This is a genomic window from Duncaniella muricolitica, assembly GCF_910574735.1.
GTDB lineage: Bacteria > Bacteroidota > Bacteroidia > Bacteroidales > Muribaculaceae > Duncaniella > Duncaniella muricolitica.
In genome coordinates this window covers 14,698-31,140 of record NZ_CAJTCF010000048.1, presented here as the reverse complement: position 1 = coordinate 31,140, position 16,443 = coordinate 14,698, and the positions used below count along the sequence as shown (strand labels likewise).

Here is a 16,443-nt window from a genome sequence, read left to right as displayed (position 1 = left end):
TCATCAAGCCATATGTCATATGCCTGTTCTGTACGTTCGAAGCGCACCATCTCAAACAGTTCGTCCAGCCCCTGGGGCAAGAACATCCAGAATGCTTCCGATGTTTTCATACCGCAAATTTAACAATTTTCTGAAAATTACATGCACCGGAATTTCGGCTTGAGCCAATATTCTCTAAATTCTTCTATATTCATAGCTTCTTTCAGCCGCTTTAATATCAGCCGACACAAAAGTACACAAAAATCTCATGAAAAAGTGCTAAATTTGCACTATGATTTTTCCGGATAAGATAGAAGAAAAAATTGGATTTGACGGCGTGAGGTCCCAGATAGCCCGTCGCTGTCACTGCCAGGGCGCACTCGACAGGTGTGCCGACATGGCCTTTATGACTGACTTCGAGTCGATACTCTCAGCACTTTGGGCCACAGACGAAATGAACGCATCGCTTCACTCTGATGAAGCCATACCCCTGAGCGGGCTACACGACATTGACGCTCCGCTGTCACTCATACGTATCCCCGGCACATTTCTCGAGATAAAAGATCTCGTGAAGGTGCGGCGCATGCTACAGTGTTTTGTCTCGGTGGCATCATACTTCTCACGCCACCGAACCGAAGGCGGGCGCACCCCATACCCGCATCTCGACGCGCTGGCCGCACCACTTGCCGAAGTGTCTCCAGTCATAGCCCAATCGATTGACAAAGCCATAGACGAGACAACTTCGACTGTTAAAGATAACGCCTCGCCCGCATTGGCCGAGATACGCTCACGGCTACGCAGCATGTCGGGGCGTGTCAACTCCATATTGCGCCGTGTGCTTTCCAATGCCATATCGCAGGGGCTGCTCGAACCCGACACCGTGCCCTCCATGCGCGAGGGCCGATTGGTGATACCCGTCCCCCCCATGCACAAACGACGTATCCAGGGCATTGTACACGATGAGTCGGCATCCGGCAAGACAGTATTCATAGAGCCTGCCGAAGTGGTCGAAGCCAACAACCTCACCCGCGAGTTGCAAATGGAGGAACATCGCGAAATCATCCGCATACTGACAGTCATAGCTGACTCGCTGCGTCCATCCATCCCCGCCATCGTCAAGGCGGCCGGCATCATCTATCATCTCGACTTTATCCAGGCTAAAGCCCTGTATGCCGATGCTGTGGGCGGACTCATGCCACATCTCCACAATCGACAGGAGCTGGAGTGGTATCACGCCTGCCACCCCGGACTGAAGCTATCGCTCGAGAAACACGGACGCGAGATTGTGCCCATCGATGTCACACTCACATCCGAGCGACGCATACTCGTGATCTCCGGTCCCAACGCCGGCGGCAAGTCAGTGTGCCTGAAAACTGTCGGCACACTCCAATACATGACCCAATGTGGCATACTCCCGCCTGTGTATGAAAACTCTCACTTCGGCATATTTGAGGATATATTTGTAGACATCGGTGACGACCAGTCGCTTGAGGATGACCTGTCGACTTACAGCTCACACCTGCGCAACATGAAGTTTATGCTTCTGCGCGGTCGTCGCGGCTCGCTCTTCCTGATTGACGAGATGGGCTCGGGCACCGAGCCGCAGATAGGAGGCGCGCTGGCCCAGGCCATACTCGCGCAGATGAACGCCGAGGGCATGTGGGGCATCGTCACCACCCATTATCAGAATCTCAAGCAGATGGCCGACGACACCCCCGGTCTGGTGAACGGCTCGATGCTTTATGACCGTCAGATGATGCAACCGCTCTTCCGGCTCTCCATCGGCAGCCCCGGCAGTTCGTTTGCCGTAGAGATAGCCCGCAAAATCGGACTCCCGCGTGAGATTATCGACGCGGCCGAGCAGATAGTGGGCAGCGACTACATCAACCTTGACAAATATCTCCTCGACATTACCCGAGACAAACGTTATTGGGAAAACAAACGTGCCGAGATACGCAAAAAGGAGAAGCAACTCGAAGAACGCCTGCAACGATACACTGACGATGCCGACACCCTGCGCGCCCACCGTCGTGAAATCATCGACGAAGCCCGCGCCGAAGCAAAAAAGATTCTCGAGTCATCCAATGCCGCCATCGAGCGCACCATTGCCGAAATCAAGAAAGCCAACGCCGAACGCGAAATGACTCTTGAAGCGCGCCGTCGGCTTAAAGAGGAGCGCGAGGCCATCGAGTCGGCAGGCAAAGGCAAGGAGAACTCTCTGCTGGCCCGTGCGCCAAAAAATAAAAAAGCTCGTCAGTCACACCTCTCCACATCGGCCCAGCCCGCAGCCTCACGACCTGTCGAACCGGGTATAAACGTACGTCTCGACGGACAAGGCTCTGTCGGGACCGTACTTGAAGTCAATGGCAAAAACGCCATCGTAGCGTTTGGCAATCTCAAGACCAATGTCAAAACCGACCGTCTCGTGCCCACCGACGCCAAACCCAAAGAGGCCAAGACAGCAACAGTGAGCATGTCGACCATCGATGCCGGCCACCAGCGTCAGTTACAGTTCAAACAGGAAATCGACGTGCGTGGATTTCGTGCCGACGAGGCCATCCAAGCAGTCACATATTTTATTGACGATGCCATACGGTTCAGTGCACAGCGTGTGCGCATACTACACGGCACCGGCACAGGTGTGCTGCGTCAGGTGATACGCGATTATCTTGCCACAGTGCCCGGCATACTCTCGACCCGCGACGAAGATGTGCGCTTCGGCGGAGCCGGTATCACAGTGGTGGAACTGCGATAACAGGCCTTAACCGAAAATTCGTGTTAAAAAACTCCCGCATCCACAGATTTTCCGGTATGTCGGAGTTGAATAAATAAACAATGTTTCGTATTTTTGTCACACCAAATATAATATATCATCAACAATAACATAAATTCTGCATAATGGCTACAAAACCGTTTAAGTATCAACCGATGTTCCCTCTGGGACCCGACACAACCGAATATTATAAACTCACTTCCGACTATGTAAAGGTCGAAAACTGGGGAGGCCATGAGTTTCTCGTAGTAGATCCACAGGCTCTCACCGTGCTTGCCCGGGCATGTACCCATGACAACGCATTCATGCTCCGTCGCGAGCACAACGAGATGGTGGCCAAGATACTCTCCGATCCCGAAGCATCCGAGAACGACAAGTTTGTAGCCCTCACCATGCTCCGCAACGCCGAGGTGGCCGCCAAGGGCCAGCTCCCCTTCTGCCAGGACACCGGCACGGCCATCTGCCACGGCGAGAAAGGCCAGAACGTCTACACAGGCTGTGACGACGAGGAGCGCATCTCGGAGGGCGTCTATATCACATATACCACTGACAACCTGCGCTACTCGCAGAACGCCCCCCTCACAATGTATGACGAGGTAAACACCGGCTGCAACCTCCCCGCGCAGATTGACATCCATGCCACCGAGGGTGACGAATACAAATTTCTCTTCGTGGCCAAAGGCGGCGGCTCGGCCAACAAGACTTATCTCTATCAGGAGACCAAAGCCATACTCAATCCTCAGACTCTTATCCCCTTCCTTGTGGAGAAAATGAAGAGCCTCGGCACAGCCGCATGTCCTCCCTATCACATCGCCATCGTGGTCGGCGGCACTTCGGCTGAAAAAAATCTCGAAGTTGTGAAGAAGGCCTCGGTGAAATATCTCGATGCGCTGCCCGACCATGGCAACGAACTGGGCCACGCTTTCCGTGACCGCGAACTTGAAAAACAGCTCAAGGCTGAGGCCGAAAAGCTCGGTCTCGGCGCACAGTTTGGCGGTAAATATTTTGCCCACGACATCCGCGTCATCCGTCTGCCCCGCCATGGTGCATCCTGCCCAGTAGGCATTGGCGTATCATGCTCGGCCGACCGCAACATCAAGGCCAAAATCAACCGCGAGGGTCTCTGGATTGAAAAGCTCGACTCCAACCCCGGCGAACTCATCCCCGAGGAATATCGCAAGCAGGGCGAGGGTGCAGTGGTAAAAATCGACCTCAACCGCCCCATGGAAGAGATACTCCAGGAACTTACCAAATATCCCGTATCGACCCGTCTGTCGCTCAACGGCACCATCATTGTGGGCCGCGACATCGCTCACGCCAAAATCAAAGAGCGTCTTGACAAGGGAGAACCCATGCCCCAGTATCTCAAAGACCATCCCATCTACTACGCCGGTCCCGCCAAGACTCCCGAAGGCATGCCCTCAGGTTCATTCGGTCCCACAACGGCAGGACGCATGGACTCGTATGTTGACCAGTTCCAGGCAGCCGGAGGCTCGATGGTAATGATCGCCAAGGGCAACCGCAGCAAGCAGGTGACTGACGCATGCCACAAGCACGGAGGCTTCTACCTCGGTTCGATCGGTGGCCCCGCAGCAATCCTCGCACAGAACAGTATCAAGAAAGTTGAACTCCTCGAATATCCCGAACTCGGAATGGAGGCCATCTGGAAAATCGAAGTCGAGGACTTCCCCGCATTCATTCTTGTTGATGACAAGGGCAATGACTTCTTCACCGAAATCTCCGAGAAGTGCAAAGGATGTGCTCTCGGCAAGTAACGAAACACCTTAGATATACCTAAGCTACAAAAGTTTCATAAGGGCGGAAACATAAGCCTGATTTCTCATAATCGGGAATTGTTACACAAACACTTATGTTTTGACTGTCTTTATGAAACTTTTGTATCCTCCTTCCTCCGAAATACGATGCAACTCAACATCTACGAAATACGCCGCTACGGCACCATCATATTTATGGTGGTGTCGCTGGCAGTCGTAGGTGTGTTTCTCTACTTCTCCGACTCGCTCGTCAAAGATCTCTCCGAACAGGAGCGGTCAAGGATGCAGATATGGGCCGACGCCACACGCGAGATAGTCAAGGCCTCTGCCGACAACAGCGGCGGCGCGTCATCATCGATCGACTTTCTGCTCTCAATCATCGAAGGCAACAGCAATATACCCGTGTTGCTCACCGACGACGATGGCAATATAATGATGCACCGCAACTTTCGGCTTCCAGAGCCAGTCGACTCACTCTCGCCTCTCGACATCAGCGAAAAAAATCTTGACTTTCTCAGAGGCAAGCTCGATGACATGCGCCACACTCCCAATGTTATCAAAATCGACATGGACGAGGCCGGATGTCAGTATCTTTATTATGAGGACTCACGTCTGTTAAAAGCTCTCAGCTATTATCCATATATACAGATAGTGGTGCTCATGGCGTTTATACTCATCGTGTATTACGCCGTATCGTCGACCCAACGCGCCGAGCAAAACAAGGTATGGGTAGGACTCTCCAAGGAGACCGCTCATCAACTTGGCACCCCTATCTCTTCGCTGCTCGCATGGATGGAACTGCTTGGTGACATGGGCGTTGACCGCGAGACGGTTGCCGAGATGAATAAGGATGTCAAACGTCTGTCGACAATAGCTTCACGATTTTCAAAAATCGGCTCACGCCCGTCGATGGATGATGAAGACCTTAATGAAGTGGCCATACGTTCGGCCGAATACATGTCGACCCGCATATCGCAACGCATCAGCTTCAGCATCATTCCCTCCGACCGCCCACTGCCTGTAAGGCTTTCGGCACCGCTTACCGAGTGGGTGATGGAAAATCTCATCAAGAATGCTGTCGACGCCATGGAGGGAAAAGGGTCCATAACAGTGAGAATCTATGCCGAGAAAGACAATGCCGTGGTCGACATCACCGACACCGGCAAAGGCATATCGCGCAAGCATCTCAAAACCATCTTCAACCCCGGATTCACCACAAAGAGCCGCGGCTGGGGACTCGGTCTCACCCTGGCCAGACGTATCATCGAGGAGTATCACGAAGGACGCATCTACGTAAAGCAGTCCGAACCGGGAGCCGGTTCGACGTTCACCATAGAGATCCCACTGCGTAAAGAATGACAATATCACAATACACCCGCCAATGCATGCAGCAGCTCGCGCCCGTCTATGAGGAGTCGGAGTCGCGATGGCTCATGCGCATCATCCTCGAGCACATCAAGGGTTGGTCGCAGACCGACATAATGCTCAACTCTGACCGTGAGGCCGACCCCGAGCTCATCACAGCCATTGATACAATCATCGGCCGACTGCTGCGCCACGAGCCGATACAATATATACTCGGGACTACCTATTGGCATGGCCTTACACTCAAAGTGACCCCCGCAGTGCTGATCCCGCGCGAGGAAACCTCCGAACTGGTCGATATCATCGAGCGTGACTATCGCGACACCCCCGACCTGCACGTGCTTGACATATGCACCGGCTCGGGCTGCATCGCCATAGCTTTGGCCCGTAGTCTGCCATTTGCAACTGTCACAGCCACCGACATATCGGCCGAAGCTCTGGAGGTGGCGCGTGACAATGCCGCCGCGTGTAAGACAAAGGTATCATTCGTCATCGAGGACGCCCTGCAACCCACCTCGCTCCCCGACTCCACTTTTGACATCATTGTCTCCAACCCACCCTACATAGCCCAAAGCGAGGACAAGCTCATGGAGGCAAATGTGCTCGACTATGAGCCTCACGGCGCACTCTTTGTGCCCGACGACAATCCGCTGCTGTTCTACAGATCCATCTCGGCCAACGCCCTCAAGGCAGGACGTCCCGGCAGCAGGCTCTATCTCGAAATCAACCCGCTCTACCGCTCACAACTGTGTGCCATGCTTGAGGCTGACGGATGGACCGATGTGCAGAGTGTCAAGGATATACACGGCAAGGACAGATTTGTCACAGCTATACATCCCTCATGAAACGCTCACGTCCGCTGACTTACGACGAAGCTCTGTCGCGTGCGGCCGCCCTTTGTGCCAAATGCGAGCAGTGCACCCCCGATCTGCGCCGCAAAATGGACTCCTGGGGGCTATCCGCCACCGACATCAGTCGTGCCATAGGTCGGCTTCAAGAACTCGGTTTTGTCGACGACTCTCGCTTTGCCCGCGCCTATGCACATGACAAACTGGTATTTTCAGGCTGGGGACGCAAAAAGGTTATTCAGGGGCTGTGGGCCAAACGTCTTTCGCGCGACGATATTGACCAATCGTTTGACGGGATTGACGAGGAGGAATACTACTCGGTGGCCCGAAGAGTGATTCGTGCCAAGATTCGACAGTCAAAGGATGATATCCGTACATATGAGGCCAAGCTGAAAGTGTTGCGATTTGCCATGCAGCGCGGATTTGAGGCACGACTTGCCACAAACATAATCAATGCTACGGCCCGCAGCATAGCCGACGGCGAGGAGGACGACCGCTCATGACCTCCACACTCCTACGCTGGGGCGGCAACCTTCTTGACCTCTTTTTCCCGAGAGTGTGTACTGTGTGTCACACCCCGCTTGTCGAGGGTGAGGATCTGATGTGTCTCGGATGTCTGATGGAGCTGCCCCGGGTGGAGTTTGACGACTATCGCGACAATGAACTTGCCGACAGGCTCGCATCATTGAGAGCCCCTATAGAAAAAGCTGCTTCGCTATATTATCACATGTCGGGCACACCTCACGTCAGACTCATACATGACGCAAAATACAACCGTCGCCCGATTATAGGGCGCAAACTCGCACGCATGCATGCCGGACAGCTTGCCACAGCAGGATTTTTTGACGACATCGACGTATTGATGCCTGTCCCGCTCCATTTCACCAAACTATGGATGAGGGGTTATAACCAGTCACACGAAATAGCCCGCGGTCTGAGCGATGTGATCGGTCTGCCAATCGGCGACAATCTCACGGCCTCGCGCCCCCACTCCACCCAGACCCGAAAAAATGCCTCACAGCGTCGCACCAATTCCATCGGCACATTTCGTGTGACAAATCCCGAACAGCTCGACTCTCTTCACATACTTGTAGTGGACGATGTCATCACTACAGGCTCGACCATACTCTCCGCGCTCGAGACCATCCACACCACAGTCCCCACCGCCCGGCTCAGCGTCTACTCTCTCGCCATATCAAAGCTTAGATAAAACAAGGCATTGGGAATCAAACTTCACTCAGCTTGATTCCCAATGCCTTGTTTTATGCATATTTCAACTATTCCACGCAGCGAATAAAACAGGCGTCTGCCCCATTGTCCATATTACTACCTTGAATGGCATTAACATCAAATGTAAAATAATTGATGTCAAGGCCAAACATTCTTGCGCCCTCTATATTCGTAGGATTAGCAATATCTTTATCTACATCAGTCTTTGAGCCATCCCACGATTTATATATACGTGCAGCATTTCTTGCCCAATAGATGGCTCCTGAACGACGATAAAGCGAACAAAATAGTGGAGCTGTTTTTTCAAATACATTAGCATAACTTGAACGACCGCACGCATATCGCAAAGTCCCGGCTTTTTCATTATTTGAGGCTGTAGACCTTGTATTTTTACGATGGCCATAACCTGAACGACCGATAGGGAAAAATACATTTTTAGCAGTATAGGCATTATTCGGATCATTTACATTCCAGTAATAAGCAAACATGCCACGCATACCCTTTCGATTATCAGGAACTTCACCGTCTATATCTCGCCGGTACCAACCATATGCATCATTAACCGACATTTGAGTCTCTGTAGCTCCATCGGCATACAATACACCATATCCAAACTGAATATGTGGCGTCAGGTAAAGTTGTTCAAAATCACGGGCTGTTGCGATAGGATATTTGTCGCCAAATCCATTGGAATTAGAACCGATATTCCACGCATTAGTCTCATGTTTATACCAACTCCCATCATCTTCGGCAAAATAAACCGGAGGAGGAGTCGAAAATTCTGTATCTTTCGGAAAACCGCAGTCTACATTGCCATTGGCATCTGTATACACATTACAATATGCATCAATAGGCCACCATGGATTTCCGAATTTAAACATTGACCCTTCATCTCGCGGATCCGTAGCGGGGGCAGACATCGTAATATTGTTAAATGTACTCCATTTTGTAGCAGTAACATTATCCCCGTCAAGATTTTTGCCCGTTGGTGATATCGCTTGGGCGTCATAACCCTGTCTCACAAATATAAGATGATAACAGGTGTAGTTATGGTATTTGACGCGCACTACAGCGTTTCTAATCTTTTTATCATTATTGAGCTTGTTGAATTTTATTGTAAATTTTATAGGTGTCTGAGTCGACCCAGTCACAATCTGCTTACCGTCAAGAGTGATAAAATTCTTATCTCCGACTATTTCAGCAAGCCACGGACCATCAGATTTAAATTCCACGAAATTAGCCGCATCGTCACCCGGAAGACGTAACAACGTGACGTTGAAATCCTCATTGTTACCCGATTTGCGATACACACCTTTGGGATTGACAATACGTCTCACTTGAATCACGGTAGTCTCATCTTCATCCGACCTTGTTTGTCCGCTTTCATTCTCAAGATGAGCTATCAGCTTTAATTTCGCATGACGTTCATATCCAACATATGGATTATTGCCTGAATAGCCGGTTTCTTTTATCATGACCTTTGCTCTCGTAAAAAGCGGTATGTTAAAAGTATATTTATCTCCATCTTTCTGATAGGAATATGCACCACGACCATTATTGGTTACATCGTCAGTCCCGTCAAAATAATATGTTCGAGAAGAACGATCCAAATCACCATCAGAAACTTTGCCATAGAAATATTTGTCGTTGGCTTTTTCATTAGCGGCAGCAGTATAATCAAACAAACCACTCGAATTAGTTACAACACCTCCGGCTTCATCCCACGTTATAACTGTTTTTTCAGTCGCATGTAAAGACAAGAACCCGTTGCCAAGAGCACGATTGGCCTCTTGATTGAAAGGAGCTACCTGTTCATCACTCGGCACCTCAGTCGGATACCATGGATTCTCTATAATCTTAGCCTCAATCTTAGTAACTTTCCATCCCTGCGGAGGTGTGTATTTAAAAGGCATTATGGCATCATGATTATATAGATATGAGATATACCAGGGATTAGGTATATCAAATCCATCAGTTTCTTTATAATCAATATGCCAGTCATAATCGTTGGCGTTGCCGCGGAGGCGGAGGGTGAGTTTGTAGTGATAGTTGCGTTCGGCATCACAGTTGCGCTTGACATCCTTGCCAAGCATGAAGCGATATTTGATGTCACCTTCCGACACCGCACCGTTGGCCGTAGAGTAGTAATGGCCGACAACTTCGATATACGTGCCGTAGGGAATGCCATCCTTGATGTCATCCGCGCCCTGCACTCCACCGTTGTCAAGGTCTGCTATCTGAAACTTGTCGCGCGGAGCGTCGCCCTGCATATTTTCATAGAAAAACAGCGCGTCGGCCGTCTCACTGTGGAGGCTGCTGTAATCGTAGTCGGCACTCTTGGTTCCATCCTCTATATATGCACCATAGGGTGTACCCTTGGTGATCGCCGGCCACGCCTTATGGTCATCCCCCTCGCCATAGATTATGGCATTGGTAAGATGATGTTCAGAAGCTGTGTAGATACCGTCCTTACCGGCAGCATTATTATAGTTGCCGCCTTCCGAATCGCTCTTCAACCCAAAACCGAGCGTGCACTCCTTGGGTATATCATATATGCGGGCCTCTTTGAGATATACGCGAACATTTTCGCGCAACTCAGAGCCGTCAAAGTCGATGGTGACCTTGGAGGCACAGCGTCGCAGCCAGGTGTGAAGCGTAAGCCCGGCACGATCGACTGTCACAGGTGTGAATGATGAAGTGTGGCTCGGAACATTGTCCTTTGAACCTGTGAAAAATCCGAGCATCTCGCGGTTGTTGGCATCATTTTCGAGATCCCACCCCACGGTCATGGCCCGCAGTTTGTCGAGCGTATCATACTTGTCCCGGCCTTCGGCTTTCAGCGCGTCATAGGTAGAGCTGACCACACTGACACTACCGTCCTCATTACGCGTATATTGCCCGAGATTGGCCACGGCAATGAGATAATAACGTCCCGTGGGGAGTGTGAGAGTCTTTTTGAGACATTTGGTCGAAGCCTCGGCCTTGTCACCGTTGCTCGCGTCATGGTCATCACGCGGCTCGTCCTTGACATCGGAGGGACTGAAATCAATCTGCATCACTCCGCCGGGAAAATATTCATTGTCAATGAGACGGCCATCTGTGCCGTAGGCAAGGAGGCAGAGGTCTGAAATGTCAGCCATAGCCTTGCCGGGGATGGTGGTGGAACGGCTCAGTATGGACTCGGTGAAAGGTGAGAATGCGGCCTGCAGATCGACCGTAACCTCTCCCTCGGGTATGTCATTAAGTCCGTAGCCGGGTATCTCATCGACACACGCGGTCATGAGTGCGGCCGAGCATGCGGCTACACACCATGAGAGAAGAGTTTTAAGTCTTATATTATATCGTGACATGTCGGTTGGTTGTTATTATCTAAGGATTTTTCGGTATGGTGACTTTCTCATTGGTGATTACGCCATTTGTCACCTTGATAAAATAATAGTTATCGGCATCCTCAGGCGGGTCGGCCACAATGTAGAGCTCGTCGGGATTAGTTGCGTCAAACGATTCCACTTCATATCGCCAGAGATTGTCGGGCGACTTGAACACTGTATAGTCCTTGCGGTCGAGCACTACAGTCCAATGGTTTTGGAAATGGTGGAGACGGCGGTCGCCATCACGGTCTTTATGATAATAATACTTGTCGAGACCAAAGTACAGCTCCACATAACGTGTGCTACAATTATCGTCATTGTCATCCTTGGGGCGGAAATTCTCAAGCACGTGTGCTCCGTCAATATCCTTTAGCCAGATCTCGGCATTAGCCATCTCGCCGTCCTGACCTCGATGTATGGCATAATAGTCACCTTCGACGAGCGACTCAAGCGGAAATTCTTTCAATATGCCTTCTTTACCGTAACGATATAGATAGTCCATGAAAAACTCCGGAAGCGAGTCATTGCCGTTGACATCTTTCTCCGGCAAAATCATGAGGTCGCCCATCTCGTCGCGCATGAGTCCGAAACCTGGACGTAGCACCTGCTCGGCATAAGGCTGAACGTCGACTTCAACATCCACCTCCGCGCTGCCCGAATGTTTGCGCAAAGTGAAATCGTAGACTGTGTTGCGAAGCAGGTCGAAGTAATCGCCTTCGCGGGCATCCTCCCCTGCATAGGCAGGCGGAGCGGAATAATATTTAAAGTCGACGTATTCATATCCCACATGTCCGTCAAAAGTCACCTTGATACGTGCGCGCGAATCGTCGGCAAGCGGAGCTCTCGGGTCAGGACGGCCGTCGGCGTCAAGACCGAGATTGGCAAACTCGGGCATATAGAGAGTCCAGAGGTCATCGTTGTCACTGTGAATAAACGGAATATCGGTAAGCTGTTCGCTATCAGCCGGGACTGAAGGTTTACGGTAATAGTCGCGGGCATAGCTGCCATGGACATAATCGTCCTGACGACTCACGCCCAGAGGTGCGCGATAACCGCGGGAATTGCCGCGAGTGAGCGAGACAGATGTTATGGGCAGCCCGTCCCCATGGGCGCGCACTCTCACCTTGGCATATGCACGAAGCATATGGAGAGTGCCCAGATCGGTTTCCCATCCGGGGTCAAACTCCTGTCCGCTGATAAGATTCGATACACCAAACATGGGTATGGGCCGCTCCCGACCCACCCGCTGGTCGTCAGAGTAATCAAATGTGTAAGCTGCGAGGGTTGAGGATGCTATATCCTGAAGGGCAGAGCCTTTTTCGGGCTGCGGGTAATCGTGTCTCCAGTTGGCGAGCATCATCATTTTAAATTCTTGTCCGGCGTCGTCCACCACCGAGACAGGCACCGTACCGCTCACACGGTAACGTTTCATCGAGCCGTCTGAGCTCTCGATGATGACAAGCACATTGTCAAGCGCGCCTATATATCTGTCCTCTTTGTCAAAAAAGAGTATCATGAAGTCTTTGCCGTCTATGTCGATATAGTTTTCGGCATATGTACCGGCCTCATAATCGCCCTCCGAAGGTGCCCGCGATGCCAGTCGGCTTCTTATGTCACCACCTCCCGAGTCGAGGGTGATGGTAAAGCCGGCCATGCAACCGCTGGCCGGCAGCCCTGGCTGAGGCGTCACCGTTGTGTCGATGTCATGGGACGAACATGACACCGACAGCACCGCTACGGTTAATAGAGTCAGGTATTTGGCTAAAGTTGTCATTTATCAGTGTGTGGAGTTGAGAGGATGTCAATAGGTTATTGGAAGCATCTCAGAGTTTCGGTTCTCCAATCAGATGTCAGTATTCTGGAGTATCACACGCCAGGAGTTGATATATATGTGGGTGTTTTGCCAGCGGTTGTGCTCGTCAAGGAAAAACACCATGGAATAATCATCCTGATAGTCAAGATATTCCTGATCGGTGAGCGGTGTGCCGTCGGGGCGTTTATATTTGCCTTTGACGAGAAGAGCATAGTCGATAAACGGCACCTGGACTATCTTTTCGCCGTCCTTGTTGTAGATTTTCACAAAGACGTCCTCCTTGCGCTTGTCCTCCATGAGACGGCTCACGGAGAAATGGGCCACGGCCGCACTCACATCGACCACAGCGGCTCGGTTCTCATCACCTGGAAGATAGATGCCGGCAGTACCGGAATATACGTCATAAGGACGATAGGTGAGCCGCTCGGCGGGATTGTAGATAAGTGAGTTGTCATAGTCCATATGTCCGTTGTCGCCCTCAATGGTGAAGGAGTAGTCGCGATGGTCAATATTCTCGCCCGAGAGGTGCTGGAGCACGATATGGACGGTGTTGGTGTCTTTGATGAGACGCACTGTCTTGACGTGGGTACCCTGCTCGTCCTCAAACTCCACATTGTCGCTCTTGCCGTGATAAAGACGGCGGAGCTCGGATGACGATTCGTGGCCTGAATCGAGTATCTGACGGTCGGAAAGACGGCAACGCAAATCAGTGTGTATGTCGGTATCAACCACACTGAACGACGAGCGGTGGCCTTCGCCACACCATGCGAGCAGAGTATAGCGGCCCGGATCTATGTCGACGTCCATCAGATAGCCGTCGCGTCGCAAAGCGTCGCCCGACTCATGTTTCTGCCACACCACACGGCCAGTTGCGGGGTCTACCACATAGAGTGTCACCTCAAAAACCTCGGCGGGGAATGCGTCGGTAAACTTGAGGTTGGTGTCGTAGACAAACTTGACCTTGTAGTAAGGATCGCAGTCGCCCTCGTCGTCATATATGAGGCCGTTGCAGCCTGTAAAGACGAACGCAGAAGCGAGAAGTGCGGTTATGGAGTAAAGACGATTGAACAGTTTCATCTTGCTTGGTCTTTGCGATGGGTGGATGGTTATGTTGCGGATATATGATGTCTCCTGTCGTGGCAGGAGCTTGTTGTTGCAATTTTGGGGTGTGATGGAAGAGAGATGTTGTGCGGCTTCTGACGAGAGAGTGAGGCGAGAAAAAAGATAGGAGCCGGGGGCGGGAAGACCGGGAAGGCTACCGCCCCGGCTCCTGAAAAATATGAGAGAACTGTTAAAACTTTAATTCAAAAAAGATTAGAGGTCTACGCTCTGGTTGATAACACGCCAAGAGAGTACGTTGATGCGTGCACCGAGATAGTAGAGGGGGTCATCAGGCTTACCGGGCTTGATTTCGATAGTAGTGTCATCGGGATCATACACACCGTGGCCCACCTTGCTGAACGAGTTAATCTCAATCTTGTACCAGTGGTTGCGGACAACACCATAGTAACCTTCTGCACTATTGTCGGTAGCAGAGTTAGAAGCGTTGTGCTCAACAGGTATATAGTAGATGTTGCGGGTGTTGTACCACTCTATGTCACGGGCATCGGCAAGGGCATTGAGGTCAACTACGAGTTGCTCGGAATCGGTCTCTACCATCTTGGTCGCACCGTCCTCTTCCACTACCTTCTTATAGAGCTGTTCACCTGCATATGCGAATTTTGCTCCACCGATAGAGCCTTCGATTCCTACAAACTTGATGTCATTGACATCAACGCCACGATAGTTCTTAATCTCAGTCTTATCTTCATTGGAAGCAGAACCGGTATAGATGTAGTAGTTGAGCTTACCGGCATTCTTGAGGGCGTTGAGAGCATAGCTCTTGAGTGCAGCCTCGGTGAAGAGCACACCACGCATATTGAGGGCCGAAATGCTTTTACCATTCTTGTCGCAAAGACGAGTATTGAGCACAGCGTGTGTCACACGCGAGTTATATACGCCATATTTCTTGGTAGTGGTATTCAGACCACTTGCAAAGTCAAGTATGTTTGCAGGGGCGTTAGTGTTCTCCATGCAGTACTGGGGATAATCAGAACCGAGCTTGGGAGAAAGACCGTCGGCATTGATCTCAGTGTACTTTACATAGTTGAGAGTTGATTCACAGTCCGTTCCGAGAGTGTAGGGATATGAATAAGCCCAATAGCTGCGGAAGTAGCGGGCATTTTCCCATGCGGCAAAAGGAGCGGTTGTGAACCATTCGTCCTTGAGTTGCTTAGACATGTGTGACTGTGTGGCAGTAGCATTAAGACTCCAGCCAAGCACTTCGAGATAGATTTCAGTATTGGCAGTCTGGTCACCGTTTATGGGCTCGTTATTGTCGTTGCCCTCGCCTGCTACTGTCTGGTTGAGCTTATAGATAGTGTGCTCCACGCCATTCTCTGTATAGGTGGTCGATGTAGCGTTTACAGCGAGTTCAACTTTGGCTGCAAGACGCTCTACATATACCTCTACAGGAGTGCCCGTAGCGAGAGCAAGGTCAGGAGTAGTAGCAAAGTTTTTGGTCTCAAGCTTGTTGACAGCATACTTAGACGCAGTAAGCTGATCTGCACCACGGTCATAGCTTGATGTGGACATTACAAAGTTGTCATATTTGCCGTCATTAAGAGTATAGGCAGAGCTGACAAGCTTCTCGGCAGTAGCCTGAAGGGTAGGTTCAGCCTCAAAATCATCCATATTGAGGACAGTGAGCATGTAGGAGGGATAGTTGTTGGCGGTCATATCCTCAAGTACAAGCACATTTGACTTTGATTCCCACTCGATGTTAGGCTTTTGTGTAGACTCTCCGAAGTCGGGGGTCATGAGCTTGGCATTGAGCACGAAGTTGCCATTCTCATCAAAGAAGAAGAATTTGGCATTTTTGATGGCGTGCTCATCACCGGGCTTAAGAGCATCGGTCTTGTCATCACCATCCTCGAAGTCAGTCGAACGGCCAAAGTCGCCGGGAGCTGAGAGAACCACTGACATGTAAGCGGTTGTACCATCGCCGGGTACCACACCGGTGTTGCCACCGTCTACCACGGGAGCGTCGTCGGAACATGCAGCAAGCATGGCGAGCGAGGCTACACCCATGAAAAGTTTACTTGTTTTGTTCATAGCTTTTCTATAAAAACTGTTTTATAAATTAATGATTTTTATTGGATTCGTTAGTTAAATTATTGAAAGATAGTATGTATGTGTTTTATGCTATGTGTGGTGTGTAGAAAAGCCGTTGCTATCGGAAGGAGCGAGG

At 50.9% G+C, this 16,443-nt stretch carries 10 protein-coding genes; 6 read left to right on the top strand and 4 right to left on the bottom strand.

The annotated features are described in order from the left end of the window. Nucleotides 1-271: 271 nt before the first annotated feature. The 6 genes from QGT73_RS11150 to QGT73_RS11125 all read left to right on the top strand — a co-directional run bounded on the left by QGT73_RS11150 (nucleotide 272) and on the right by QGT73_RS11125 (nucleotide 7,950). Nucleotides 272-2,734 carry an endonuclease MutS2 gene (locus QGT73_RS11150; protein WP_280122486.1) on the top strand — a complete coding sequence of 821 codons (2,463 nt, stop codon included), beginning with the start codon at nucleotides 272-274 and terminating at the stop codon, nucleotides 2,732-2,734. Between the two features lie 143 nt (nucleotides 2,735-2,877). Next, nucleotides 2,878-4,527 carry a fumarate hydratase gene (locus QGT73_RS11145; RefSeq protein WP_280122485.1) on the top strand — a complete coding sequence of 550 codons (1,650 nt, stop codon included), beginning with the start codon at nucleotides 2,878-2,880 and terminating at the stop codon, nucleotides 4,525-4,527. Between the two features lie 147 nt (nucleotides 4,528-4,674). Then, on the top strand, nucleotides 4,675-5,886 hold the full coding sequence (locus QGT73_RS11140; protein WP_280122484.1) for a sensor histidine kinase: 1,212 nt from the start codon (nucleotides 4,675-4,677) through the stop codon (nucleotides 5,884-5,886). Next, complete coding sequence (gene prmC, locus QGT73_RS11135; RefSeq protein ID WP_280122483.1) at nucleotides 5,883-6,737, top strand: peptide chain release factor N(5)-glutamine methyltransferase; 855 nt, start codon at nucleotides 5,883-5,885, stop codon at nucleotides 6,735-6,737. Before QGT73_RS11140 ends, prmC begins: the two co-directional genes overlap by 4 nt. After that, nucleotides 6,734-7,243, top strand: coding sequence for a regulatory protein RecX (locus tag QGT73_RS11130; protein WP_280122482.1), 510 nt, complete (start codon nucleotides 6,734-6,736; stop codon nucleotides 7,241-7,243). The genes prmC and QGT73_RS11130 overlap by 4 nt, the downstream gene beginning before the upstream one ends. After that, nucleotides 7,240-7,950 (top strand): ComF family protein, encoded by a 711-nt coding sequence (locus QGT73_RS11125; RefSeq protein ID WP_280122481.1) that lies wholly within the window; start codon nucleotides 7,240-7,242, stop codon nucleotides 7,948-7,950. The genes QGT73_RS11130 and QGT73_RS11125 overlap by 4 nt, the downstream gene beginning before the upstream one ends. A 67-nt stretch (nucleotides 7,951-8,017) precedes the next feature. Here the strand turns inward: QGT73_RS11125 and QGT73_RS11120 are convergent, their stop codons facing one another. From QGT73_RS11120 to QGT73_RS11105, 4 genes are all read right to left on the bottom strand, one after another. After that, the gene (locus tag QGT73_RS11120; protein WP_280122480.1) at nucleotides 8,018-11,320 is read right to left on the bottom strand and encodes a hypothetical protein; all 3,303 of its coding nucleotides are present in this window, start codon (nucleotides 11,318-11,320) and stop codon (nucleotides 8,018-8,020) included. 19 nt (nucleotides 11,321-11,339) lie between these two features. Then, the gene (locus QGT73_RS11115; RefSeq protein WP_280122479.1) at nucleotides 11,340-13,115 is read right to left on the bottom strand and encodes a hypothetical protein; all 1,776 of its coding nucleotides are present in this window, start codon (nucleotides 13,113-13,115) and stop codon (nucleotides 11,340-11,342) included. 69 nt (nucleotides 13,116-13,184) lie between these two features. Further along, on the bottom strand, nucleotides 13,185-14,231 hold the full coding sequence (locus tag QGT73_RS11110) for a FimB/Mfa2 family fimbrial subunit (RefSeq protein ID WP_280122478.1): 1,047 nt from the start codon (nucleotides 14,229-14,231) through the stop codon (nucleotides 13,185-13,187). A gap of 237 nt (nucleotides 14,232-14,468) precedes the next feature. Further along, entirely contained in the window at nucleotides 14,469-16,307 is a 1,839-nt protein-coding gene (locus QGT73_RS11105) for an Mfa1 family fimbria major subunit (RefSeq protein ID WP_280122477.1), read from the bottom strand. Nucleotides 16,308-16,443 lie beyond the last annotated feature (136 nt).

Excerpts from the sequence above, each read along its gene's own strand:
- QGT73_RS11105 (WP_280122477.1), bottom strand. The coding sequence starts at position 16,307 with ATGAACAAAACAAGTAAACTTTTCATGGGTGTAGCCTCGCTCGCCATG.
- QGT73_RS11150 (WP_280122486.1), top strand. The coding sequence starts at position 272 with ATGATTTTTCCGGATAAGATAGAAGAAAAAATTGGATTTGACGGCGTG.
- QGT73_RS11110 (WP_280122478.1), bottom strand. The coding sequence starts at position 14,231 with ATGAAACTGTTCAATCGTCTTTACTCCATAACCGCACTTCTCGCTTCT.
- QGT73_RS11120 (WP_280122480.1), bottom strand. The coding sequence starts at position 11,320 with ATGTCACGATATAATATAAGACTTAAAACTCTTCTCTCATGGTGTGTA.
- QGT73_RS11130 (WP_280122482.1), top strand. The coding sequence starts at position 6,734 with ATGAAACGCTCACGTCCGCTGACTTACGACGAAGCTCTGTCGCGTGCG.
- prmC (WP_280122483.1), top strand. The coding sequence starts at position 5,883 with ATGACAATATCACAATACACCCGCCAATGCATGCAGCAGCTCGCGCCC.
- QGT73_RS11140 (WP_280122484.1), top strand. The coding sequence starts at position 4,675 with ATGCAACTCAACATCTACGAAATACGCCGCTACGGCACCATCATATTT.
- QGT73_RS11145 (WP_280122485.1), top strand. The coding sequence starts at position 2,878 with ATGGCTACAAAACCGTTTAAGTATCAACCGATGTTCCCTCTGGGACCC.
- QGT73_RS11125 (WP_280122481.1), top strand. The coding sequence starts at position 7,240 with ATGACCTCCACACTCCTACGCTGGGGCGGCAACCTTCTTGACCTCTTT.
- QGT73_RS11115 (WP_280122479.1), bottom strand. The coding sequence starts at position 13,115 with ATGACAACTTTAGCCAAATACCTGACTCTATTAACCGTAGCGGTGCTG.